22 protein-coding genes are annotated in these 22624 nt (G+C 66.5%); 5 read left to right on the top strand and 17 right to left on the bottom strand.

Going from position 1 to position 22624, the window contains the following annotated elements; all coding sequences use genetic code 11:
• Position 1: 1 nt before the first annotated feature.
• Positions 2-619 carry a Maf family protein gene (locus tag METUNV2_RS0107255; protein ID WP_018228819.1) on the top strand — a complete coding sequence of 206 codons (618 nt, stop codon included), beginning with the start codon at positions 2-4 and terminating at the stop codon, positions 617-619.
• Positions 616-1347, top strand: a complete 732-nt coding sequence (locus METUNV2_RS0107250; RefSeq protein WP_018228818.1) for an SAM-dependent methyltransferase — start codon at positions 616-618, stop codon at positions 1345-1347. Before METUNV2_RS0107255 ends, METUNV2_RS0107250 begins: the two co-directional genes overlap by 4 nt.
• Positions 1348-1362: 15 nt before the next feature.
• Here METUNV2_RS0107250 and METUNV2_RS0107245 read toward each other — a convergent pair whose 3' ends face one another.
• Genes METUNV2_RS0107245 through METUNV2_RS0107230 form a run of 4 tightly spaced genes read right to left on the bottom strand, consistent with a single transcriptional unit; the run spans position 1363 to position 4320 of the window.
• A complete protein-coding gene (locus tag METUNV2_RS0107245; protein WP_018228817.1) occupies positions 1363-2328 on the bottom strand; it encodes a S49 family peptidase in 966 nt (321 codons plus the stop codon).
• Between the two features lie 10 nt (positions 2329-2338).
• Positions 2339-2680 carry a Rieske (2Fe-2S) protein gene (locus METUNV2_RS0107240; RefSeq protein WP_018228816.1) on the bottom strand — a complete coding sequence of 114 codons (342 nt, stop codon included), beginning with the start codon at positions 2678-2680 and terminating at the stop codon, positions 2339-2341.
• Positions 2677-3333 (bottom strand): HAD family hydrolase, encoded by a 657-nt coding sequence (locus tag METUNV2_RS0107235; RefSeq protein ID WP_018228815.1) that lies wholly within the window; start codon positions 3331-3333, stop codon positions 2677-2679. The genes METUNV2_RS0107240 and METUNV2_RS0107235 overlap by 4 nt, the downstream gene beginning before the upstream one ends.
• 6 nt (positions 3334-3339) lie before the next feature.
• Positions 3340-4320, bottom strand: coding sequence for an RluA family pseudouridine synthase (locus METUNV2_RS0107230; RefSeq protein ID WP_026187955.1), 981 nt, complete (start codon positions 4318-4320; stop codon positions 3340-3342).
• Positions 4321-4697: 377 nt separating this feature from the next.
• Here METUNV2_RS0107230 and METUNV2_RS0107225 point away from each other — a divergent pair, with 377 nt between their 5' ends.
• Both METUNV2_RS0107225 and METUNV2_RS0107220 read left to right on the top strand, forming a co-directional pair.
• Positions 4698-7691: an Rne/Rng family ribonuclease gene (locus METUNV2_RS0107225; protein WP_026187954.1), complete on the top strand. Its 2994-nt coding sequence runs from the start codon at positions 4698-4700 to the stop codon at positions 7689-7691.
• Positions 7692-7845: 154 nt separating this feature from the next.
• Positions 7846-8361 (top strand): SRPBCC family protein, encoded by a 516-nt coding sequence (locus METUNV2_RS0107220; RefSeq protein ID WP_018228812.1) that lies wholly within the window; start codon positions 7846-7848, stop codon positions 8359-8361.
• Positions 8362-8409: 48 nt separating this feature from the next.
• Here METUNV2_RS0107220 and METUNV2_RS0107215 read toward each other — a convergent pair whose 3' ends face one another.
• On the bottom strand, positions 8410-8916 hold the full coding sequence (locus METUNV2_RS0107215) for a low molecular weight protein-tyrosine-phosphatase (RefSeq protein WP_018228811.1): 507 nt from the start codon (positions 8914-8916) through the stop codon (positions 8410-8412).
• Between the two features lie 7 nt (positions 8917-8923).
• Positions 8924-9865 (bottom strand): tRNA 2-thiocytidine(32) synthetase TtcA, encoded by a 942-nt coding sequence (gene ttcA / locus METUNV2_RS0107210; RefSeq protein WP_018228810.1) that lies wholly within the window; start codon positions 9863-9865, stop codon positions 8924-8926.
• A gap of 214 nt (positions 9866-10079) precedes the next feature.
• Here ttcA and METUNV2_RS0107205 point away from each other — a divergent pair, with 214 nt between their 5' ends.
• Entirely contained in the window at positions 10080-11084 is a 1005-nt protein-coding gene (locus METUNV2_RS0107205; RefSeq protein WP_036271187.1) for a nodulation protein NodZ, read from the top strand.
• A gap of 146 nt (positions 11085-11230) precedes the next feature.
• Here METUNV2_RS0107205 and METUNV2_RS0107200 read toward each other — a convergent pair whose 3' ends face one another.
• The 11 genes from METUNV2_RS0107200 to METUNV2_RS0107150 form a co-directional block, all read right to left on the bottom strand.
• The gene (locus tag METUNV2_RS0107200; RefSeq protein ID WP_018228808.1) at positions 11231-12106 is read right to left on the bottom strand and encodes an urease accessory protein UreD; all 876 of its coding nucleotides are present in this window, start codon (positions 12104-12106) and stop codon (positions 11231-11233) included.
• Positions 12096-12743, bottom strand: coding sequence for an urease accessory protein UreG (gene ureG / locus METUNV2_RS0107195; RefSeq protein WP_018228807.1), 648 nt, complete (start codon positions 12741-12743; stop codon positions 12096-12098). The genes METUNV2_RS0107200 and ureG overlap by 11 nt, the downstream gene beginning before the upstream one ends.
• Before the next feature lie 4 nt (positions 12744-12747).
• Positions 12748-14460: an urease subunit alpha gene (ureC, locus tag METUNV2_RS0107190; protein ID WP_018228806.1), complete on the bottom strand. Its 1713-nt coding sequence runs from the start codon at positions 14458-14460 to the stop codon at positions 12748-12750.
• A gap of 22 nt (positions 14461-14482) precedes the next feature.
• The gene (locus METUNV2_RS0107185; protein WP_018228805.1) at positions 14483-15187 is read right to left on the bottom strand and encodes an urease subunit beta; all 705 of its coding nucleotides are present in this window, start codon (positions 15185-15187) and stop codon (positions 14483-14485) included.
• Positions 15188-15202: 15 nt separating this feature from the next.
• Positions 15203-15937 carry an urease accessory protein UreF gene (locus METUNV2_RS0107180; RefSeq protein WP_232415635.1) on the bottom strand — a complete coding sequence of 245 codons (735 nt, stop codon included), beginning with the start codon at positions 15935-15937 and terminating at the stop codon, positions 15203-15205.
• A 1-nt stretch (position 15938) separates the two neighbouring features.
• Positions 15939-16436 carry an urease accessory protein UreE gene (gene ureE / locus METUNV2_RS0107175; RefSeq protein WP_018228803.1) on the bottom strand — a complete coding sequence of 166 codons (498 nt, stop codon included), beginning with the start codon at positions 16434-16436 and terminating at the stop codon, positions 15939-15941.
• Positions 16437-16534: 98 nt separating this feature from the next.
• Positions 16535-17710, bottom strand: a complete 1176-nt coding sequence (urtA, locus tag METUNV2_RS0107170) for an urea ABC transporter substrate-binding protein (protein WP_008058669.1) — start codon at positions 17708-17710, stop codon at positions 16535-16537.
• 419 nt (positions 17711-18129) lie between these two features.
• Positions 18130-18435 (bottom strand): hypothetical protein, encoded by a 306-nt coding sequence (locus METUNV2_RS0107165; RefSeq protein WP_018228802.1) that lies wholly within the window; start codon positions 18433-18435, stop codon positions 18130-18132.
• A gap of 4 nt (positions 18436-18439) precedes the next feature.
• The gene (locus METUNV2_RS0107160) at positions 18440-19129 is read right to left on the bottom strand and encodes a tetratricopeptide repeat protein (protein WP_018228801.1); all 690 of its coding nucleotides are present in this window, start codon (positions 19127-19129) and stop codon (positions 18440-18442) included.
• 26 nt (positions 19130-19155) lie between these two features.
• Complete coding sequence (locus METUNV2_RS0107155) at positions 19156-20139, bottom strand: hypothetical protein (protein ID WP_026187951.1); 984 nt, start codon at positions 20137-20139, stop codon at positions 19156-19158.
• A 75-nt stretch (positions 20140-20214) separates the two neighbouring features.
• On the bottom strand, positions 20215-22611 hold the full coding sequence (locus METUNV2_RS0107150) for a N,N-dimethylformamidase large subunit (protein ID WP_026187950.1): 2397 nt from the start codon (positions 22609-22611) through the stop codon (positions 20215-20217).
• Positions 22612-22624 lie beyond the last annotated feature (13 nt).

The raw sequence follows: 22624 nt of genomic DNA, 5'->3' as shown, positions 1-22624 counted from the left end.
AATGGCTCAGACCGCCCTGCTTTCCGCCCGCACCATGCCCCTGCCCGAACTCGTCCTTGGCTCGTCCTCGCGCTACCGGCGCGAACTGCTGTCGCGTCTGCGCATTCCCTTCATAACCGCATCGCCGGACATCGACGAAAGCCCGACCTCCGGCGAAACACCGCGCGCGCTCGCTGCCCGACTGGCGCGGCAGAAGGCGGAAGCCATCGCCACCCGCCTGCCCGGCCATACCGTGATCGGCTCCGACCAGGTGGCCTCATGTGGCAACCGTCAGTATGGCAAGCCCGGTACGCGCGACGCCGCCATCGCCCAGCTGGCCGAACTGAGCGGACAGACCGTGGTGTTCGACACCGCACTGTGCGTGATCGACGGCCGCAGCGGCCAGACGTACGAGACGGTCGTGCCGACCGAAGTCGTGTTCCGCCCGCTGTCGCAAGCCGAAATCGAACGCTACATCGATCTCGACGATCCGCTGGACTGCGCCGGCGCAGCCAAATCGGAATCCCTGGGCATTGCACTGCTGGAACGGCTCAGCGGCGACGATCCGACTGCGCTGGTCGGCCTGCCGCTGATACGACTCAGCGCCATCCTGCGCGAACTGGGCTATCCACTGCCATGAGCGACGCACATCGCGCACCGGGCACGCTCTACATGCTGCCCAGCCCGCTGGACGCCGCCACCGGCAGCGCCCTCGACACCCCCGCCGCAGTACGCGAGCGCGCACACGAGCTGGATTACTTCCTGGTCGAAAGCGCCAAATCGGCGCGCGCCACGCTGAAGCGCCTGGAACACCCGACCCCGCTGCGCGAACTGGACATCGTCGAACTGCCCCCGGAAAAAGACGGGCGCCTGCTGCGCGAGCTGCTGGCGCCGGTGCTCGCCGGTCGCAGCGCCGGGGTCATTTCGGACGCCGGCTGCCCAGGTGTGGCGGACCCGGGCGCACTGGCCGCACGCACTGCCCACGCGATGGGCATTCCGGTCGCGCCACTGGTCGGACCCTCGTCCATCCTGCTCGCACTGATGGCTTCAGGACTGAACGGGCAATCCTTCGCCTTCCACGGCTACCTGCCGGTCGACGACGCCGCGCGGAGCAAGGCGCTGACCGAACTGGAAAAGCAGTCGATGCGGCTGCGCCAGACCCAGCTGTTCATCGAAACGCCGTATCGCAATCTGCGGATGTTCGACGCGATACGCGCGCACTGCCGCGGCGACACCCTGCTGTGCATCGCCGCCGCGCTGACCGCACCCGACCAGTTCATACGGACCCGGCCGGTCGCACAATGGACCGCCGACGAGATCGGCCGCATCGACCGCCGTCCGGCCCTTTTCCTGCTGCTGGCCGGCTGAAGCCAGCCGCAGAGGTCAGCGCATGCCGACCTGACCCAGCGCACCCGCCACGCTTTCACCCAGATTGGCCCCGAACTTCTTGGCGAAGCGCTCGGCAATGTTCTGACGCTGGGTGAAATCGACGATGTCGGCCGCTTTCACCACATCGCGCGCTACGAACTCCACGCTGCCGAGATCATCAGCCAGGCCAAGTTCGATGCTGCGCGAGCCGCTCCACATCAGACCGGAAAACATGTCCGGCGACTCCTTGAGGCGATCACCCCGACCCTTGCGCACCACCTCGATGAACTGCTGGTGTACGTCGCCCAGCAGCACGCGGGCGTGGGCTTTCTGCTTCTCGTCCTGCGGAGAGAACGGATCCAGGAAGCCCTTGTTCTCCCCTGCAGTCAGCAGGCGGCGCTCCACCCCCACCTTGTCCATCAGGCCGGTGAAGCCGAAACCGTCCATCAGCACGCCGATCGAGCCGACGATGCTGGCCTTGTCTACATAGATGCGATCGGCCGCCACCGCGACGTAGTAACCACCGGATGCGCAGATGTCCTCGACCACCGCGTACAGCGGCGTATCCGGATAGAGCGCGCGCAGACGCTGGATTTCGTCGTTGATGATGCCGCTCTGCACCGGACTGCCGCCCGGGCTGTTGATTTTCAGGATGACGCCCTGGGTGTTCTTGTCGTCGAAGGCGGACTGCAGCGACGAAATGATGCGGTCGGCACTGGCCTCGCCATTGGGCGCAATCACGCCGCTCAGCTCCACCAGTGCAGTGTGCTTGCGGTGTTCGGCCTGATTGAACAGCGCGCTCCAGTCGATCAGCGCGAAGGCCAGCACGCCCAGATAGGCGAAGCCGACCAGGCGGAAGAAGATGCTCCAGCGCCGGCGACGACGCTGTTCGACGACGGATTCAAGAGCCAGTCGCTCTATCAGCTTGCGCTCCCACGTTGCATCGGTGCGCTGTTCGGACTGACGATCGTATTCGGACATGATGTTTCAGTTACTCGCTGCGTGCTTCGGACAGCCACACCTGTCCTTCGGATTCTTCGAGCCCCAGCGCTTCGAGCCGCTTGCCGCGACAGGGACCGCCCACGCACAGGCCGGTATCGGGTGCGTACAGCGCACCGTGCGTGGAGCAGATCAAGTATAGCTTTGAAGTATCGAAGAACTCGCCATGGTTCCAGTCCAGTTCGATCGGTACATGGCGGCAACTGTTGACATATCCATACACCTTGCCCCGGAAGCGGATCGCAAACGCCTGCACCGGCACACCGGCGCGCTCGATCTCGAAGCGCACGCCGACCCCGCCTTCGTCGAGTTCCCCCGCCGCGCACACCTTCATGCGTGACACCGCAGCCACTCCGCCAGTTCGTCCACGCTGGCCACATGGCCACGCGGCCCGGCCGCCAGCAGTTCGTCCAGCGGATGCGCGCCATAGCTCACCGCCACCGCGGCACAGCCGGCGTGACGGGCCATCAGCAGGTCGTGCGTGGTGTCGCCGATCACCAGCGTGCGTTCCGGCGCATGGCCCAGCTCTTCCATCAGTTCCAGCACCATGTCCGGCGCTGGCTTGGACACCGACTCGTCGGCGCAACGGGTGGCGGCGAACTTCGGCCCCAGCCCGGTATGCCCCAGCGCCCGGTTCAGGCCTGCGCGACTCTTGCCGGTAGCCACCGCCAGCGTATGCCCTCGCCCGGCCAGGTCGTCCAGCAGCTCCGGAACGCCGCCGAACAGCGTCAGTTCATGGTCGCGCGCCAGATAGCGATAGCGGTAGCGGCCGGCCAGCTCCTGATGGCGCGACACCGGCAGCGAAGGCACGGCACGGGCCAGCGCGTCGATCAGGCCAAGGCCGATGACCGAACGCGCGGTCGCGTCGTCCGGCGGCGGAACGCCGATATCGACGCAGGCGTGCTGGATGGCATGGACGATGGCTGCTGCGGAATCGAGCAGCGTGCCATCCCAGTCAAAAACGATGAGGTCGAACTGTGCGGGCATGGGGAATCAGGGCTGTGTGCGGGCCGCACGGTCGAATTCGCGCGGATGCTGCTGGTCGAGCCGGCGCACGAAGCCGGCCAGGTCGTCGGGCAGCGCCGCCTCGATCTGCAGGCGTTCGCCGGTGAGCGGGTGGTTCAGCGACAGGCTGTGCGCGTGCAGGAACATGCGTGGCAACCCCTCCTTGCGCAGCGCCTTGTTCAGCGGGAAATCGCCGTACTTCTCGTCGCCGGCGATCGGAAACCCGCTGGCCGACAGATGAACCCGGATCTGGTGGGTGCGGCCGGTCTTGATGCGCACGCCGAGCAGGCTGTAGCCGGGCCAGCGCGCCTCCAGCTCGACGATGGAATGGGCGGTCTTGCCATCCGGATCCACCGACACTCGACGCTCGCCGGATTCGGTCAGGTATTTGGTCAGCGCCAGCCTGATGTGCTGGACCGGATTCAGCCAGCGCCCCTTCACCAGCGCGAAATAGCGCTTGTCCATCGCGCCGTCGCGGAAAGCGTCGTGCAGCGCGGTCAGTGCCGAGCGCTTCTTGGCAATCAGCAGGATGCCGGAGGTTTCGCGATCCAGCCGGTGCGCCAGTTCCAGCAGCCGGGCCTGTGGCCGCGCCCGGCGCAGGCTTTCGATCACGCCGAAACTGACGCCCGAGCCGCCGTGAACCGCGATGCCGGCCGGCTTGTTGATCGCCAGAAAGGCCTCGTCCTCGTACAGGATGTCGAATTCGAGCGCCGGCACCGCGGCCGGCGCCCCGGGCGCGGCCAGACGGATCGGCGGAATGCGTACCTCGTCGTGCTCGGCCAGCCGGTAGGTCTGGTCGACCCGCTTGCTGTTAACACGCACCTCGCCGGAACGCAGGATGCGATAGACGTGGCTTTTCGGCACGCCCTTGCATACCCGCAGCAGGAAGTTGTCGATGCGCTGGCCCGCGTCCTCCGCGTCCACCACATGCCGCACCACCTTCGGAGCTTCTTTACCCAACTCCTTCATTTCAAATATACTGCGGCGGGTTTTTGTTCTGATTTCAATACAGACGCAGCGTGAAGCGCATCCAGCTCGAAGTGGCGGACGCCGGGTGACATTAAGACGGTGAAGTGCTTCCTCATGCAGTCCTTCTTGAACAGGCCAGAACCGGATCACGGGTTAATCCCGCTCACCCAAAGTAGCGAGTGTACTGAGTAGCGCGAGTACCGTACAGGCAGAATCCCCCAGGCAGTCGCACAGTGCGGCTGCATTGAGAGTTGGCAGACCCCTCCACGTCCCCCGTCCGTTCCCATCGAAAAAACCCGATTGCAGCCGACAAGATAGACGTTATTAATTGACGAGCGGTTTGTCCTGCCCGTGTGCGGTGCGCGCGGGAGAAGTTGATGAAACGAATGCTCTTCAACGCGACGCAGGCCGAAGAGCTGCGCGTCGCGATTGTCGACGGTCAGAAGCTGGTCGACCTCGACATAGAGTCATCCAGCAAGGAGCAGCGCAAGAGCAATATCTACAAGGCAGTCATTACCCGCATCGAGCCCAGTCTCGAAGCCTGCTTTGTCGACTACGGTGCAGACCGTCACGGCTTCCTGCCGTTCAAGGAAGTCTCCCGCTCCTATTTCAAGCCCGACCTCGAGCCGGGCCGCGCCCGCATCCAGGATGCGCTGAGCGTCGGCCAGGAACTGATCGTCCAGATCGACAAGGACGAACGCGGCAACAAGGGCGCCGCACTGACCACCTTCATTTCGCTGGCCGGCCGCTATCTGGTGCTGATGCCGAACAACCCGCGTGGTGGCGGTGTTTCGCGCCGGGTCGAAGGTGATGATCGCGCCGAACTGCGCGAAACCATGGACCAGCTCGAAGTGCCGGGCGGCATGAGCCTGATCGCCCGCACCGCCGGCATCGGCCGCAACGCCGAAGAGCTGCAGTGGGATCTGAACTACCTGCTGCAGCTGTGGACCGCGATCGAAGGTGCGGCCCAGTCGCAGACCGGCGCTTTCCTGATCTACCAGGAAGGCAGCCTGGTCATCCGCGCCATCCGCGACTACTTCCAGCCGGACATCGGTGAAATCCTGATCGACACCGACGAGGTGTTCGACCAGGCCTACACCTTCATGGAACACGTGATGCCGGGCAACGTTGCCCGGGTCAAGCGCTACCGTGATGACGTGCCGCTGTTCTCGCGCTTCCAGATCGAGCACCAGATCGAGTCGGCCTACTCCCGCCAGGTGAATCTGCCGTCCGGCGGTGCCATCGTGATCGACCACACCGAAGCGCTGGTGGCGGTGGACGTGAACTCGGGCCGCTCGACCAAGGGCAGCGACATCGAGGAAACCGCGCTGCGCACCAACTGCGAGGCTGCCGACGAAATCGCCCGCCAGCTGCGCCTGCGCGACCTCGGCGGCCTGATCGTCATCGACTTCATTGACATGGAAAACCCGCGCGCCCAGCGCGAGGTGGAAACCCGGCTGCGCGACGCGCTGCATCACGACCGCGCCCGCGTGCAGATGGGCAAGATCAGCCGCTTCGGCCTGCTCGAACTGTCGCGCCAGCGCCTGCGTCCGGCGCTGGCCGAAACCAGCTACATCCCGTGCCCGCGCTGCAGCGGCACCGGCCACATCCGGTCGACCGAATCGGCCGCGCTGCACATCCTGCGCATCCTCGAAGAGGAAGCGATGAAGGAGAACACGGGTGCGGTGCATACCCAGGTGCCGGTCGATGTCGCCACCTTCCTGCTGAACGAGAAGCGGGCCGACATCAACGCAATCGAACTGCGCCACAAGGTCAACATCGTCCTCATCCCGAACAAGCACCTCGAAACGCCGGCGCACGAAATCATCCGCCTGCGCCACGATCAGCTGAATCAGGAAGGCACGACGCCGCCGTCCTACCAGATGGCGATCAACCCGTCCTCCGAAGGCTATCAGCCGCCGTCCGCCATTCCGGCCGACGAGCGTCCGAAGCGCATGGAAGCGGCAATCAAGCACATCACGCCGGATCAGCCGGCACCTGTGGTGGCCGAACCTGCCGCAACCGCTCCGGTTGCCGCCGCCACGGCGCCCGCGCCGGCTGCCAAGGGCGGCTTCTTCGGCTGGATCGCCTCGCTGTTCGGTGGCAGCCAGTCCGCCCCGGCGCCCGCACCGGCGCCGGCCTCTGAAGCCAAGCCGGCGCAGACGCGCGAGCGCAGCCCGCGCGGTGACGGCGAACGCGGTCGCAACCGCAACCGCCGTGACAACCGTGAGGGCCGTGAAGGTCGCGAACAGCGCGAGGGCCGCGAGCCGCGTGAAGGTCGTGACAACCGCGAAGGCCGCGAGGCACGCGCCGAACAGCCGAACAAGGGTGAAGGCCGCGGCGAAGGTCGTAACGAGGGACGCAATGAAGGCCGTGGCGATGGCCAGCCGCGCAAGCAGCGTGAACCGCGTGAGCCGCGCGAACCGCGCGCCGACCAGGAAGCCGGCGCTGTCCGCGAGCCGCGTGAACCGCGTCCGCCGCGCGAGCCCCGCGAACCGCGTGCCCCGCGCGAACGGGCGGCCAATGACGGTCGCGAACAGGCGGTCGCCCAGGCGGCACAGACTGATCTGCCGCTGGCCGCGGCCACTGGCGCTGACGTACCGGCACCGGCCGAAGGCGAGGAAGGCGCAGCCGCGCCGCGTCGTCGCCGTCGCGGCGGTCGTCGTGAACGGGGCGAGCGCCGTCCGGATGCCGCCACCGAGGGGCTGAACGGCGCCGAAGGCGTGGCTGAAGAGGCCGTCGAGGCCGATCTGACGGTCGCCGCAGCAGGCAACGAAGCGACGGGCACCGGCGCTGTCGAAGCCGCTGCGCCGGTCAGTACGCCGGTGGCCGATACCCCGGCTGTCGAATTGCCTGCTGCCGCTGCCCCCGCTGCTGCACAGGCCAGCCTGCCGCTCGAAACCCCGGCTGCCGTCACGTCGGTCGATGCCAGCGCAGCCGTTGCGGCTGTACAGGAAGAAGCCCGGAGCGAACAGCCCGCGGCCGACCACTCCGTCGCCGCAACGGTCGACAGCGCACCGGAAACGGCCGCCGTCACCGTGAGCGAAGCGGTCGAGGCGGTGGTCGAACCGGCGGTGGTCGCAGCGGTCGTGGAAGCAGCGCCGGCGGCGCCGCAGACCGACAGCAGCGAATCCACCCTGGTACGTGCGATGGAAAGCCTGGGCAGCTTCGCCCCGGCAGCCCCCGCGCCGATCCCGGCCCCCGATCTGAAGAGTTCGCTGTCGGACAGCGGTCTGGTCATGGTCGAAACGTCGGCTGCGGCCGGCGTCGAACCGGTCGAGGTCGAACAGACCCCGCTCGGCCGCCGCCGCCGCCCGGCCGCGGTGATCAGCGCCGAACCGATGCAGCAGGTGGAAACGCGCGGCGAATAAGCGCGTTCCGTCGTCCCGCATCGTGCAGAAGGGCCCGACATCGTTCGGGCCCTTTTGCATGGGGGTCCGCAGGCAAATTTCCCGGACACGGGATGTACGTTTTAACCGACACTGCGCCCCGCACTTTCAATCACAACAAACGAGGAGAACACCCATGCGTCTTTTTGCAGCCCTGCTTGCCATCGTCGCCAGCACCACTGTGTTCGCGCACGGCCCGTCACGCCTGAAAGCGAATGAATCCATCACGCTGAAAGCCAGTCCGGATGCGGTGTGGGCCAAAGTGAAGGACTTCACCCAGCTGCAGTCCTGGCATCCGGCGGTCGAAAGCAGCACCGCCACCGCCGGCAGCGAGGTCGGTTCGGTGCGTACGCTGAAAATCAAGGGTGGTGGCGAAGTGATCGAAAAGCTGGAAGCGATTTCGGACGCTGACCGCAGCTTCACCTACACCGCGCAGGACGGCAGTGCGCTGCCGGTCAGCAAGTACAAATCCACGCTGACCGTGAAGCCGGCCGACGGTGGCGGTTCGGTGGTGGAATGGAAGGGCGTGTTCTTCCGCGCCGACGCCAGCGAACACCCGGCCGCAGGCAAGGACGATGAAACGGCGACCGGCACGATGAAGGCGGTCTACACCGACGGCCTGAAGAACCTCAAGGCGCTGCTGGACAAGTAGTCGCCCGCTGACGGGCAGAAGACGACGGGCGGCCCTGGCCGCCCGTTTTCATTTCAGCCGCTGCTGCAGATCGCGCACCAGACCGTCGGCGGCGTTCTCGATCAGGTCGAGCACCCGCTCGAAGCCGGCCGGCCCGCCGTAATAGGGGTCGGGCACTTCGTCTTCGTCGAAGGCATCGGCGTGCTGCAGGAACAGCGCCAGCTTGTGGCGCAGCGGGTCGGGGCAGTTGCGCTCGAGATTGCGCAGGTTGTCTCGGTCCATCGCGTAGATGAGATCGAAACGGTCGAAATCGACCTCCTCGACCCTGCGCGCCCGGATGCCGCCCAGATCCACGCCGCGCGACGCTGCCGCCGCAATGGCCCGGGGATCCGGGCGACCGCCCGCGTGGTAACCGTGAGTACCGGCCGAATCGACCTCCACCCGTCCGCTCAGACCGGCCGTTTCCAGCCGGGCCCGGACCACCCCTTCGGCGGTCGGCGAACGGCAGATGTTACCCATGCAGCAGAACAGGATTTTCATGTCGGGATCCGGCACGGCACGCAGCGGCCTGCGCATCCAGCGTTCAAGCACAGCCGCCACCCGCGGCGACGTTCAGACGGACCGGTATGCCCCCCACCGCATCGTCCTCCACCCATGAGCGCGCCGGCAGTTCCGGCGGATCGAAGGCGGTGTCGCCCTCCTCCACCACGCTGCCCGGCTTCAGTCCGGCGAAATCGAACAGCTTCGGGTCGGCGAGATGCGAAGGCACGACATTGCGCATCGAAGTGGCCATCGATTCGATACGGCCCGGGTAGAGCCTCGCCCACTCCTGCAGCATGGCCTTCACCTGCTTGCGCTGCGCGTTCTCCTGCGAGCCGCACAGATTGCACGGAATGATGGGGTAGTCCATCGCCCGAGCGAAGCGCTCGATATCGCGTTCGGTGCAGTAGGCCAGCGGCCGGATCACGATGTGGCGGCCATCGTCGCTGACCAGCTTGGGCGGCATGGACTTGATCTTGCCGCCGAAGAACATGTTCAGGAACAGCGTTTCCAGCAGATCGTCACGGTGATGACCCAGCGCGATCTTGGTCGCCCCCAGTTCGGACGCCACGCGGTAGATGATGCCGCGACGCAGCCGCGAACACAGGCCGCAGGTGGTCTTGCCTTCGGGAATCTTGTCCTTGACGATGGAATAGGTGTCTTCGGTCTCGATCCGGTACTCGACGCCGATCGATTCGAAGTAGGCAGGCAGGATGTGGTCCGGGAAGCCCGGCTGCTTCTGGTCAAGATTGAAGGCGATCAGCCGGAAGCGCACCGGCGCCCGCTGCTGGAGGCCACGCAGCAGTTCCAGCATCGTGTAGGAATCCTTGCCGCCGGACATGCACACCATGATCACGTCGCCGTCCTCGATCATCGAGTAATCGGCAATGGCCTGCCCGGCCGCGCGTTCGAGCCGCTTGCGGAACTTCAGGAAGGTGTTCGACGGGGTGCCCTGCTCGGGCAGCGGGGCGATGGCAGACTGCATACGGACTCCGGACATGCGGCTGACACATCGATCCAGGCAATCCGGAAGCGGACTGCGGCACGCAGTACATAGCGTGCAGACGATGCATCACAGGAAACCCCGATTATACCGGGCCGCGATCTACGACACGCCGCCCGCCGCAAGCAGGACAGCCCGGACCGGGAAAACCCAATAACATGACGCGCGAGACCTCGTTCCGCCCCCGTGCTTCTCAATGAGCGTACGCCCCCATCTCTGGTCCCTGCGCAGCCGGACAAGAAGCCTGCTGCGCACGATGGACAACCGCCTGAAACCGCTCTACTGCCCATGGCAGCAGCGCGCGAACGGCGCAGTCCTGGCGGTGGACATCGATGCCTGGGTCGGCCTGTTCGCCCAGCTGACCTGGGTGGTCTATCTGCTGCAGTACTGCGAAGAACGCGGAATGGTGCCGCGCATACGGCTGACCGGCCCGCTCTATGCGCGCGCGCCCGGTCTCGACTGGCTGGGCGATCTGTTCGCACTGCGGCACCGGCGCGAGGACAATCACGGCCCTCCGATCGGCGTCCTCCGGATCAGCCGCATTTCCGAATTTGCCCAGCTGGGCCTCGCCCGCGACATTCCGGCACGGATATCGGTGCAGCAGGCCGCCCGGCTGATACGCGAACAGCTGCGCGTTCGCCCGGACATACAGGCCCATGTCGATCGCTTTGCCGCGCAGCACTTCGACCGGCGTCGGGTGATCGGCCTGCACTTCCGCGGTACCGATAAAGTCACCGAAGCGCACCGGGTATCCTGGGAAGACTGCGCAGCCACGGTCGACAACTACCGCCGCGCCCACCCGGACACACAGGCGCTGTTCGTGTCGAGCGACGAAGCGGCCTTCATCGACTGGATACGCGGCCGCATCGCCGGCATCGAAGTGATCGCCCACGACGACCAGGAACGCAGCCGGGACGGCAAGCCCATCCACACCCAGGCTGCCCGCGGCGACAACGGGCAGAAGGCACGCGAAGCGCTGATCAACACGCTTCTGCTGTCACGCTGCGACGTACTGATACGCTCGTCCTCCTTCATGTCCGCCTGGTCCAGCCTGTTCCGGCCTGAGCTGCCCATCATCATGCTGAACGCACCGTTCGATGCGAAATGCTGGTTTCCGGATGCAGAGCTGATGACCCGCTCGATGAAACAGTATCTGCCGGAGGCGCTGCGGGACGTATCTGCGCCCGTCCCGCATTCCTGAGCGAAGAGCGACTGCAAGCCCCTCGCGTCACGGACAGCCTGGAGCTGCGTACGCGTTGAATTCGGGGGTCCCGCCAGCGAGGCGTGACGGCTTGCCCCTTCCGCCATCCGCCACACCCCGCCAACGGGATCGATGTGCCACGACGATCAGCGTCGTCGCAGCGCCGGCGCATGGCCGGTGTGATGGGTACGCGCCGCGCTCCAGGCGGCGTGCATGAGTCTGTCCAGCCCGACCGCATCGCCGGCGAGTGCGCGGAACACGATGCCGGCGCCATTCGGCAGCAGGCTGGCGCCCGCCAGTTCGCCGGCGGGTACCGGCAGCGCGCGCAGCGTCTGCAGCAGTTCGCCCTCTGCCGGGCTGCCCAGCAGCCACAGCGAACCGTGCATGCGCAGACCGGCGTTCGCGCCGGCACCGCCGGCCAGCCAGCCAGCGCCGTCGATGCGCATGCACTCACGTGCGAGCAATTGCCCCTGCGCATCGCGGATGGTCATCGCCGATTCGATGCGCGCGAAACAGCCCTGCCCGCCCTTCGGGTCGTGCGGCAGGAAGCTGTCCGCCACCACCACCAGCGCGCCTTCGGCCAGCGTCACCTCGGTATCGCTCACCATATGACTGCCGGGAAACAGGATGAGCGGCGCCGGCATGTATTCCAGCAGCGCGCCCGGCTGCGCCACGAGCCGCATGCGCTGCACCGCGGACCCGCCCTGCATCGCATGCACGATGGTGGAGGCCGGCGTTGCGACATGGGCGCGCGCGCCCTGCCCCACCTCGATCCGGCCGGCCAGCCGCTCGTGCTCGAACAGGCCGCCGGACACCGACTGCAGGTACACCACGCACAGATCGGGCGCCGAACCATCGACATGTAACGCCCGCCCGACATGCACCGGGTAGCCGACGTACTGACGGCCCAGATAGGTGCGCCCGGCGGCGTCGCGCGCGAACGCGAGATCGACGCAGGGTCGCCCGCCCATGTCGGGCGCCGCCCGGTGTGCCGCGTCAGCCAGTGCCGGTTCAGCGATCAAACAGCACCTCCTGCGCGATGCGCTCGACCACGGCATCGACGCCATCGCCACGGGCACAGTTGGTGAGCAGGGTCGTGCGCCCGGCGCGCACCTCATGCGCCTCGCGCACCATGCGGTCCAGATTCACGTTCACGTGCGGTGCCAGATCCACCTTGTTGATCACCAGCAGATCGCTCTGCAGCACGCCCAGCCCACGCTTGCGCGGAATGTCATCGCCGCCGGCGACGTCAATCACGAACAACCAGTAGTCGACCAGATCGAGCGAGAAAGACGACGCGAGGTTATCGCCGCCGCTCTCGATCAGGATGAGCTCCAGGCCGGGGTAGGCGCGGTCCAGTTCGTCGGCTGCGGCGAGGTTGAGCGTCGGATCTTCGCGGATCGCGGTGTGCGGGCAGGCGCCGGTTTCCACCGCCAGCACGCGCTCTGGCGCGATCAGGCCGCTGCGGCGCACGCGCTCGGCGTCTTCGGCGGTGACCAGATCGTTGGTGATTACGGCGATATCGGTGCCGCGCGCGATGAAGCGCGGAATGAGCTGTTCCAGCAGCGCGGTCTTGCCGGAGCCGACCGGGCCGCCGATGCCGACCCGCGCTGCACCGCGCGGCCGGGTCTTTGAAGAAGGAGAGAGCTGGGCGGACATGGCATCACCTCATCATGTAAAGACGGTTGAGCGGCACGCGGTCGACCGGCGGGCAGCTGATGACGCGGCCGTCGACGCTCACCTCGAAGGTCTGCGGATTGACCGTGATGTTCGGGCAGGCGGCGTTGCGCACCATGTCGGCCTTCTGCAGCGTGCGTGTGCCCTTGCACGGCAGCAGCGCCTTGCGGATGTCGAGCCGGCCGTTGAGGTCGCTGTCCAGCGAGGCGGCGCAGACGAAATTGGCCGACAGACCCTGCGGCGCGCGACCGAAGGCGCCCCACTGCGGCCGCATGATGAGCGGCTCGCAGGTCATCAGCGACGCCGCCGAATCGCCCATCGCGCCGTAGGCGATGAAGCCGCCCTTCACCACGATTTCCGGCTTGATGCCGAAGAAGGCCGGGCGCCACAGCACGATGTCGGCGAGCTTGCCCGGCTCCAGCGAACCGACGTGGTGATCGACGCCGAACGATCGCGCGGCATTGATCGTGTACTTGGCGATGTAGCGCAGGATGCGTTCGTTGTCGGCGCTGCGCGTGGTTTCTTCCGGCAGGCGGCCGAACTGGTCCTTCATCTTGCTGGCCAGCTGCCAGGTGCGGCAGATCACTTCGTTGATGCGCCCCATCCCCTGGCTGTCCGAGCCCAGCATCGAGATCGCGCCCATGTCGTGCAGCACGTCTTCGGCGGCGATGGTCTGCGCGCGGATGCGGCTCTCGGCGAAGGCCACGTCCTCGGGCACGGCAGGATTCAGGTGGTGACACACCATGATCATGTCCAGGTGCTCGTCGAAGGTATTCACCGTGTAGGGATTCGTCGGATTGGTCGACGACGGCAGGCAGTGCTGCAGCCCGGCCACGCAGATCACGTCCGGCGCGTGGCCGCCGCCCGCACCTTCGGTGTGATACATGTGGATGGTGCGACCCTTCGTCGCGGCCAGCGTGTCTTCGAGAAAGCCGGATTCGTTCAGCGTGTCGGTGTGCAGCTGAACCTGGAAGTCCATCTCGTCGGCGACCGACAGGCAGGTGTCTATGGTGGCCGGCGTGGCGCCCCAGTCCTCGTGGATCTTCAGGCCGATGCAGCCGGCCTTCATCTGTTCGACCAGCGATTCCGGGCGCGACGAGTTGCCGCGGCCGAGAAAGCCGAAATTCATCGGCCACTGTTCGGAGGCCTGCAGCATGCGGCCGACGTTCCATGCGCCGCCGCAGTCAATGCCCACCGTGATCGGGCCGAGCGAACCGCCGAACATCGTGGTGATGCCGGAGGCGAGCGCGTGCTCGACCAGCTGTGCGGAATCGAAGTGCACATGCACGTCCAGCCCGCCGGCGGTGGCGATCAGCCCTTCGCCGTCGCGCACCGTGGTGGCGTTGCCCACCAGCAGTTGCGGATGCACGCCATCCATCACGTGCGGGTTGCCGGCCTTGCCGATGGCGACGATGCGTCCGTCCTTGATGCCGATGTCGCCTTTCACGATGCCAGCCACCGCGTCGATCACCACGACGTTGCTGATCAGCATGTCGAGCGCGCCCTGTTCCGAAGTGAGCCCGCCCATCATGCCGAGGCCGTCGCGCAGCGTCTTGCCGCCGCCATGCAGGCACTCATCACCCGGCGTGGTGTAGTCGTGCTCGATCTCGGCCAGCAGCGAGGTGTCGCCCAGGCGCACCATGTCGCCCTTCGTGGGTCCGTACATCGCCGCGTAGTCGCGGCGGGAGAGCGATGTCATGTGGTTCTCCGTGATCTGTCGGTCAGGCGCCGCGGAATCCGGCGGCGCGCGCGCGGGTCAATGCGTCGGGCAGGCCGGCGCCGTCGGCGGTCGATCCTTCGGCCAGCCGGTTCAGGCCGAACACCTCGCCGCTGCCGCCGAAGGCGACCAGCGTCACTTCCTTGTCCTCGCCCGGTTCGAAGCGCACCGCGGTGCCGGCGGCAATGTCCAGGTGCATGCCCCAGGCCAGCGCGCGGTCGAATTCGAGCGCGCGGTTCACCTCGAAGAAGTGGAAGTGGCTGCCCACCTGTATCGGCCGGTCGCCGGTGTTGAGCGCCCGCAGCGTGGCGCGTCGGCGCCCGGGGCTCAGTTCGATGCGGCCCTCGGCCGGAATGATTTCGCCCGGTATGCGGTCCGGCACCGGCGCGTTCGCGGCGTCGGGCCCGGGTCGTATCGGGTCATGCACGGTCACCAGCTTGGTGCCGTCGGGAAAGCTCGCCTCGACCTGGATCATCGGCATCAGCGCCGCAACGCCGGGCAGCACGTCGTCGCTGGTGAGGATCTGCGAGCCGTAGCCGATCAGTTCGGCCACGGTGCGGCCGTCGCGGGCACCTTCGAGGATGTCGTCGACGATGATCGCGATCGCCTCCGGGCAGTTCAGCTTCAGGCCGCGCGCACGGCGGCGGCGCGCCAGTTCGGCGGCATTAAATATCGTCAGTCTTTCGAGTTCGGTCGGTGTGAGCAGCATGTGTGCGTACTCCAGTCAGTTGGCGAACAGCCGGGCGCTGCGCGGCTCGTGGCGCATGGCGGCGAGGTCGAGCACCGGTGCGCCGCTCCACAGCGCGTCGACCGGGCATGGCGGCGCCGCCATGACGCGGGCGATCAGCGGACGCGTACGGGTGAGCAGTCGCTGGCCTTCGGTATGACCGATCAGCCCCAGTCGCAGGGCCGCACCGACCACCGTGGTGCACAGGCCGCTGGACGCCATCGCATCGCAGCCGGAGGCCGACAGTCCGTACGCTCCCCACACCAGGCCCTGCACCACCGGCAGATGGCCGGGCAGACACGACGCACGCACCTGGTCCAGATAGACCTGGGCGATGCCCTGCCCCAGATCGGCATGCACCCGGAGCTGGGTGAAGCCGAGCCGGCGGCTGGCGTCACGCCAGCTGCGCGTCAGGTTCATCGCTTCGCACAGGCGATCCAGTTCGATCGCATCACTGAGCGCGGCGGCGCCGCGCTGCACCCAGGCTTCACGGGCCGCGTGCATCAGCGGCCGGTCGAAGCCGGCCCAGCGCTGTTCGATATGGGCGCACAGCACCTCGAACACCTGTTCCGCATTGCTCACCCGGGCGTCGTGCCGGAGCGATTCCAGCCCCCAGGAGAACGAGGTGGCGCCGCTGGGGAAGAAGCTGTCGGCGAACTGCAGCATGGTGAGCATGTCCAGCGCACCGCCGTCGTCGGCCGGCAGGCCGAGGGCGGGATCGGCGTGATTCATGTCAGTGCGCATGCGGAACCGCCAGATAGCGCACCCCGCCCGCCGGTACGGCCGGGGCGTCGATGATTTCGGCATCGCCACGGGCGATCAGATGCGCGAGGCGTTTCACATAGCCTTCGCGCGGACCTTCGAGCGGCACCCACAGGCAGCTGCCCTCGAAGCGCACCTTCCAGTGCATGTTGCCGGCGAAGTAACCCAGCTCCAGCGCGCCGGCGGCGTGCGGTGCGCGCAGCACCAGCCATTCGGGCTCGTCGAGCACCACGACGACCGCGCGGGCCGGTTCGAGCAGCAGCACCGAGCCGTTGTCGAGCGCCGATGCGCGGTCCAGCATCAAAGCCACCTCGTTGCCGCGGTCGGTCAGCACGCGCTGACGGCGTCGCTGAAGGTCGGTGCGCGACAGGTGGATGCGCTCCACCACGCCGTCGTGTGCCATCTGGTGCAGGCGCTCGGCCAGTTCGGGGTCGGACGCGTGGCCGACGATTTCAGTCAGTCTGAGCATGGTTCGATCTCGAATCTTTCGGTACAGGAGCCCGGCGCTGCGACGGTCGCGGCGCCGGCCGTGCCGCTGCGGTCCCGCTGTCGCGGGACCGCATGCGCTTACAGCGTCGGATACGGATTCGGTTCGATCAGCGGCGATTCGTAGATCAGCTTGACCTGACCGTCCGCCATGAAGGAACCGATGCGCGCCTGCTTCCACAGATGGTGATTGGTGGCGTGGAACTTCACCTTGCCTTCCGGTCCTTCGAACTCGAGGTTGGCCGAGGCCGCCACCACCTTGTCGACGTCGAAGCTCTTGGCCTTCTCGACCGCCTGCTTCCACAGATAGACCGCTGTGTAGGCGCTGGCGAGCGTGTCGCCGGTGACGCGCTTGTCGCCGTACTTGGCCTTGAAGGCGGCGACGAATTTCTTGTTGGCCGGGTTATCGAGGCTCTGCAGATAGCTCATGCAGGTGAGCACGTCCTGCACGTTCTCCTTGCCAATGCCGGACACTTCCTCTTCCGACACCGCGAGCGCCATCACCGTGGTCTTGCTGAAGTTCACGCCGGCCGCCTTCAGCTGCTTGTAGAAGGCCACATTGGAGCCACCGACCACGGTGCTCAGGATGATGTCCGGCTTGGTCGCCTTGATCTTGTTGATGGTGGAGCCGAAATTGGTGCTGCCCAGCGGCAGGTATTCCTCGCCCAGCACCTTGCCGCCACCCTTCACGATGGTCGGGCGCGCGATCTTGTTGGTGACCCGCGGCCAGATGTAGTCCGAGCCGATCAGATAGACGCTCTTGCCGCGGTTGGCCAGCAGCCAGTTGCAGGCCTGGATGCACTGCTGGGTCGCTTCGTGCGCGGTGTACAGGATGTTGGGCGACTGTTCCTGGCCTTCGTAGTAGGTCGGGTAGTACAGCAGACCCTTCTGCTGTTCGAACACCGGCAGCACCGCCTTGCGCGACGCCGAGGTGTAGCAGCCGAACACCGCCGCGACCTTGTCGCGGTCCAGCAGCTTGCGCGCCTTTTCGGCGAAGGTCGGCCAGTCGCTGGCGCCGTCCTCGACCACCGGCACGATCTTCTTGCCGAGCACGCCGCCGGCCGCATTGATTTCGTCGATGGCCAGCTTTTCCGCGTCGACCACCGACGCTTCGGCCAGCGCGATGGTGCCGGTCAGCGAATGCAGGATGCCCACCTTGACCGTGTCTTCGGCCATGGCGTTGCGCACCATCCACGGACCGGCGACTGCCGCGAGGGCCAGCCCCTTGACGATGTCGCGCCTGGATTGATTCTTCATGTTGAACCTCGATTGAAGTGATGAAAGAAAGTGGCTTGCGATCGCACCGTCGTCGTTGCCGGGGCGGAATTACGTGTCGTGAAGGCGAAAAAAAAGGGCCTGCCCGGATCCGGAGATCCAGGGCAGGCCCTTTTGCCTTGTTCCGCGCCGGCAATGCTGGCGACGCGGAAAGTTGAATCGATGATAGGAAGGCTGCTGCGGTGCGTCAAGCGTCGACAGCGGCTTTTTTTCAAATTCTTTTCGACGGTCTGAACGCACGCAGGCGAGCGATTTCAGGCGGTCAGCACATCAGCATTCCGGTACTCGCGGGCAGACGCACATGACGCCATGCGCGCACGGTCGCGGCACCGCAACAGGCGGCGATGCGTGACCGAAGGCACTGCCGCGGTCAGAGGTCCGCTCCTGCAGTATCGCGGCCGCTACCCCTCCATGGCGGTGGATCGTCGGTACATGAATACGCAACGCCCCCCCGCGGCCGCGTTCGACGCGCGCGCCGGGTGCAGCCGATAGCGGCCGGTCATGAAGTCGACCACGGTGCGCGCGGCATTCACCGACAGCGCCGGCTTCCACAGCCAGATGTCGCGCTCCGGGTCGACGCCGCACAGGCCGAACAGCGCGTGTTCCGGGTCGTCCGCCATGCCGATGGACCACTCGTCCATGCGCGCACCGAACTCCTTGATATAGGTGAGGCACTCGAACTTGATCTGCTGCACGCTGTAGCTCATCGCATCACCCCGGAACCGGAATCAGCCGTGCCGGCGACGACACCGCTGCGGTGCGGCTGCGCCACTGGTCGAACAGCGCAGCCCCCTTCTGTTTCTCTTCGGCCGACATCTGGCCGATCATGCCCTCAAGCGCATTGAGCGCGCTGCCCACGCCGTGCTGCGCGGCCAGCGACAGCCAGGCGAAGGCCTGCGCCCTGTCCTTGTCCACGCCCAGCCCGTTGGCGTACATGAAACCCAGCCGCGCCTGAGAGGGAAAGTGCCCCTGCCCGGCCGCCTGCCGGTACCAGTGCGCCGCCTGCGCTTCGTCCTGCGTCGTGCCCTGGCCCTTGAAGTACAGCGTGGCCAGATTGCTCTGCGCCATCGCGTCGCCTGCTTCGGCCGCGGTGCGCAGCCAGTGCAGGCCGCGCTCGGGATCAGTCGGCGTGCCGTTGCCCATCATGAGCATGGCGCCGACATTGGTCTGCGCCGGCACGTGGCCGCCCTCTGCGGCGCGCAGATACCAGCGGAAAGCCTGCGCCAGATCAGCCGGCACGCCTTCACCATTCGCGTACAGCGCGCCGGTCCAGGCCTGCGCCTCCGCTTCGCCTTCTTCGGCCAGCGCCTCGAACAATCTCGCCGCAGTCGGCAGATCGCCATCGCGGTAGGCGGCCACCGCGTCTTCGAGTGACAGCGCCGTTTCCATCAGTGCGTCCATATATACAGATCTCCTGGTTTGCCCGATCAGCGCGCAGCGATGCGCGCCATCACCTGCGTTTCGATCCATCGTCCGCCGGCATCCAGCTGGCCGGCCGGCTCACAGCCGCGTCCGCCTATGCCGCCGCCTTCGATCGCCGCCTGCGCCTGCGCGGCGGCGGCAAGCCGGGTGTGCAGCAACATCTCCCAAGCGAGCGGGCTGTCGTCTGGCCCGAACTGCGCGACCCGGCACAGCGTGCGGGTGAGCGACACCGGCTGCAGCACGACGGCACAGGTGCCAAGCGGTGACGACAGCAGCACGAGATTGGGGAACAGCAGCGCCGCCCGTCCTTCGGCATCGGCACGGCACAACGCGACCTCACCGGATGAGAGCGTGGTCGACGCCGCCAGCAGGTGCTGGGCGACCAGCTTCCAGTTGGCGTCGCAGTCCATCCAGCGGATGCGGTGGCGGTCCGCGGGCTCGCCGCGCCAGGCCGGCAGTGCCGCCGTCAGCGCGCGGGCGATCGGCTCGAACGAGGTCCCGTGCGGATCGAGGCTCACGAACAGCAGCGGCCCCCAGGTCGCGGCGCGCACCGGCAGCAGGCGCTCCGGTCGCAGGCCGAGATACTGGTACATCTGCGGCGTACCCTCGCCCAGCTCGCCGGCAGCGATGGCCGGGCGGTCGAGACTGTGGCCGCAGGAGGTGAAGGAACACGGCGTCTTCGCGCCCTGCTGGCACTGCAGCGGCACCACGCGGCAGCCGCCGTGCTGCGCCTTGTTGAAGCGGCCAGCGAATCCGCCATCCGGCAGGCGCTGAACGTGGATGGCGTGATCGCCGACGGTGAAAGGCAGCAGGTCGCCGGCGGCCGGAATGTCGAGCGGGCTGCCCACGCACACCCATTCGCGCGTCCAGATCGCGTCGTCCTCGGCGCGGGCGAAATCCAGCCCGCGGAAGGCGGCGACGTCGAATGCCTCGCCCGCCCTGCCCGGTCGGCGGTGCAGGTGAACCGGATGTTCGGTCATGCATTCCATCTGACGAATCCTCAGTCTGATTCCATCTGCGCAGGGTTCGCCCGCATGGCGAGCGAACCCTGCGTGCACCTCACATCAGCTCTTCGACGCCAGCGCCGGCGACTCGTAATCCGCGCGACCGCGGTGTTTGATCGCTTCCTTCGGCGCGGCCGGCAGCGGGCCGTCCTGCATGAAGCGGTCAAGCACGTTCCTGGTCAGACGCGAAATGTTGTTGTCGCAGTTGTTCCACGGCAGCGAACCGCAGTAGGCAATGGAGCTGAAGGCAAAGCAGCCGCCGCCGTTGGGCGTTTCGTGGAAGGTGATGTCGGCGCGCACGCGCGGATGCACGGTGCCGTCCAGACCTTGCTGGTTGAAGCCGAAATCCTCCATCACCAGCAGGTAGGCCTCGGTGTGACGACCGGCCGAGGTGGCGACGGTGAGGATGTGCGGCGGCGAACCCAGCATGGTGTCGACGATGTCCAGCTCCAGACCGGCCGCACCGCCGCCGACCAGACCGAAGTTGCCGAGGTTCTCTTCGTAGCCGATGCCGTCGAAGGCCCAACTGACGCGCGGATCCAGACTTTCCGGCGTACGCGAGTAGTAGGACGAAATGTCGAAACCTTCGGACGACATGCCGGTGCCGGCCACCGAGTGCAGGTAGCGGCCACGGTAGCGCCACATCCCGCCCAGTTCGCCGGTGCCCTGGTGGTAGTACTCGCCCGGATCGGCGCGCCAGGTGCGGATGCCGGATTCGCAGCGGCGCATTTCGGTGACGATGCCGCGGCCCAGACCGTCGTAGGCCGGATGGAAGGAATGCACCCAGTACCAGGCGTCGGCGCCCATATACATCAGGCGGCCGCCGCGCTGCGTGTAGTTGTGCAGCGCGTCGAGCTGGGTGCCCGAGTTGTGCTCGGGGTGCGAACCGGTGATGATGACGTTGTAGTTCTCCAGCCGGGCCAGACCGTCATAGGTCACGTCCTCGTCAGTGAACACGTCGTACTCGTAGCCCATCTGTTCCAGCCAGCAGATCAGGTGCAGGTCGGCCGGGTACTGCCACGGCGCCTGCGCCAGGAAGTGGTCGTACTTCGGCCGGATGCTCAGGATGGGCCGCAGTCGGGACGACAGGCAGATGCCGCTGCCGTCGGTGTGGGTGTCGTAGATCGAGCCGCCGTACTCGCGGTGTTCGGCGAGGAACATGTTCTGCTGCTGCATGATGGGCACGCGATAGACGAACAGTTCGGCGCCACCCGCATTGCACGCAACGTGCTCGTTCGCGTAGGCCATGTAGCTGATGGTGGGCACCATCACGGCGATCTTCGACTGTTCCTTACCGATCTTCGGCACGATCCAGAACGGGATGTAGTCCTCGTCACCTTCCGGCGTGGTGAGCTTGGCGGCGTAGAAGCGGCTCTTGATGTCCGCCGGCACGGTCCACTCGAAGCTCACTTCCCAGCGCGCGTTGTCGAGGTCGTCGTCGTGGAAGTGGATGGCGCCGTATTCCTTCGGCGCCACCTTCCAGTCGAAGGTCTGGCCGGCCCAGTTGTAGCCGGTCAGCGCGCGCGTCGGGCAGTTAACAAGCGTGGCGTCGAAGCGGTAGGGGCCGGCATCCTTCGCCACCAGCGTGTCGATGCCGTCGGAAAAGTCCCAGGCGGCGACGATGGCTTCCGACAGCACGCCGGTCGGGCCGGCGTTGCGGCGCTCGGTCAGGCCCGGCTGCGCGCCGCCCTTCATCATTTCGATCTCGAAGCGCGACAGCGCACGGCTGCACAGGCGCGGGCTGTCGATCTTGCCGTTGTACTGGCCGCCGACGATGACGCCCTGCGGCAGCGAGGACAGGCCCAGCGGCCCCGGCTCGACATGATCAACGTAGCCTGCGATCACCAGCGGCAGGTCGGTGTGTTCGACCTTGCCCTTGAAGCTCGCCTTGACCGGCGGAATTTCGGGGTCGAGTGCATAGACCACCTGCGGCTCGTGATACAGCACCACCTCTCCGGTCTTCGCGTCGAAGCTCGCCGCGATGAAGTGCCAGGCGTGGTCACGCAGCGGCGCGCCGGTCGAGTAGGTTTCACCGTTGATGCGCAGCTCGACACAGCCGTCGGTATTGATGAACAGGCCATAGCCCTTGCCGCCGGACCACTTGGTCACCAGGCCCTGGGCGCCGTGCTTCCAGTAGCGCTTGTCGGTCTTGGGCGTGGTCGGCCAGATCCAGCACTGCAGCGTGAAGCTGTCCGGCTTCAGCTGCGGCGCGTCCGCCACGAAACCGTAGGAGCCGCCGTAGACGACCTGCTTGATGCCGTCGTAGTCGCCCTCGCAGTCGGCCTTCACCGCCTTCTCGATGAAGCCAGGGCCGCGCGGGTTGGTGTCGCCATTGATCATCTGCACGATGGACGCGCTGTACTGCTTCGGTCCGTCGCAATTGACGTAGAACTTGATCTTGTCGCCGGGATGGACGCTGAACTTGTCGGCGTATCCGGTCAGTCGCATTGCACACATGGTCGTTTCTCCA

Origin of the sequence: Methyloversatilis universalis EHg5, from assembly GCF_000378945.1 — a bacterium.
Classification (GTDB): domain Bacteria; phylum Pseudomonadota; class Gammaproteobacteria; order Burkholderiales; family Rhodocyclaceae; genus Methyloversatilis; species Methyloversatilis universalis_A.
The sequence above is the reverse complement of the archived record's forward strand: the minus strand, read 5'-3'. Positions and strand labels throughout refer to the sequence as shown.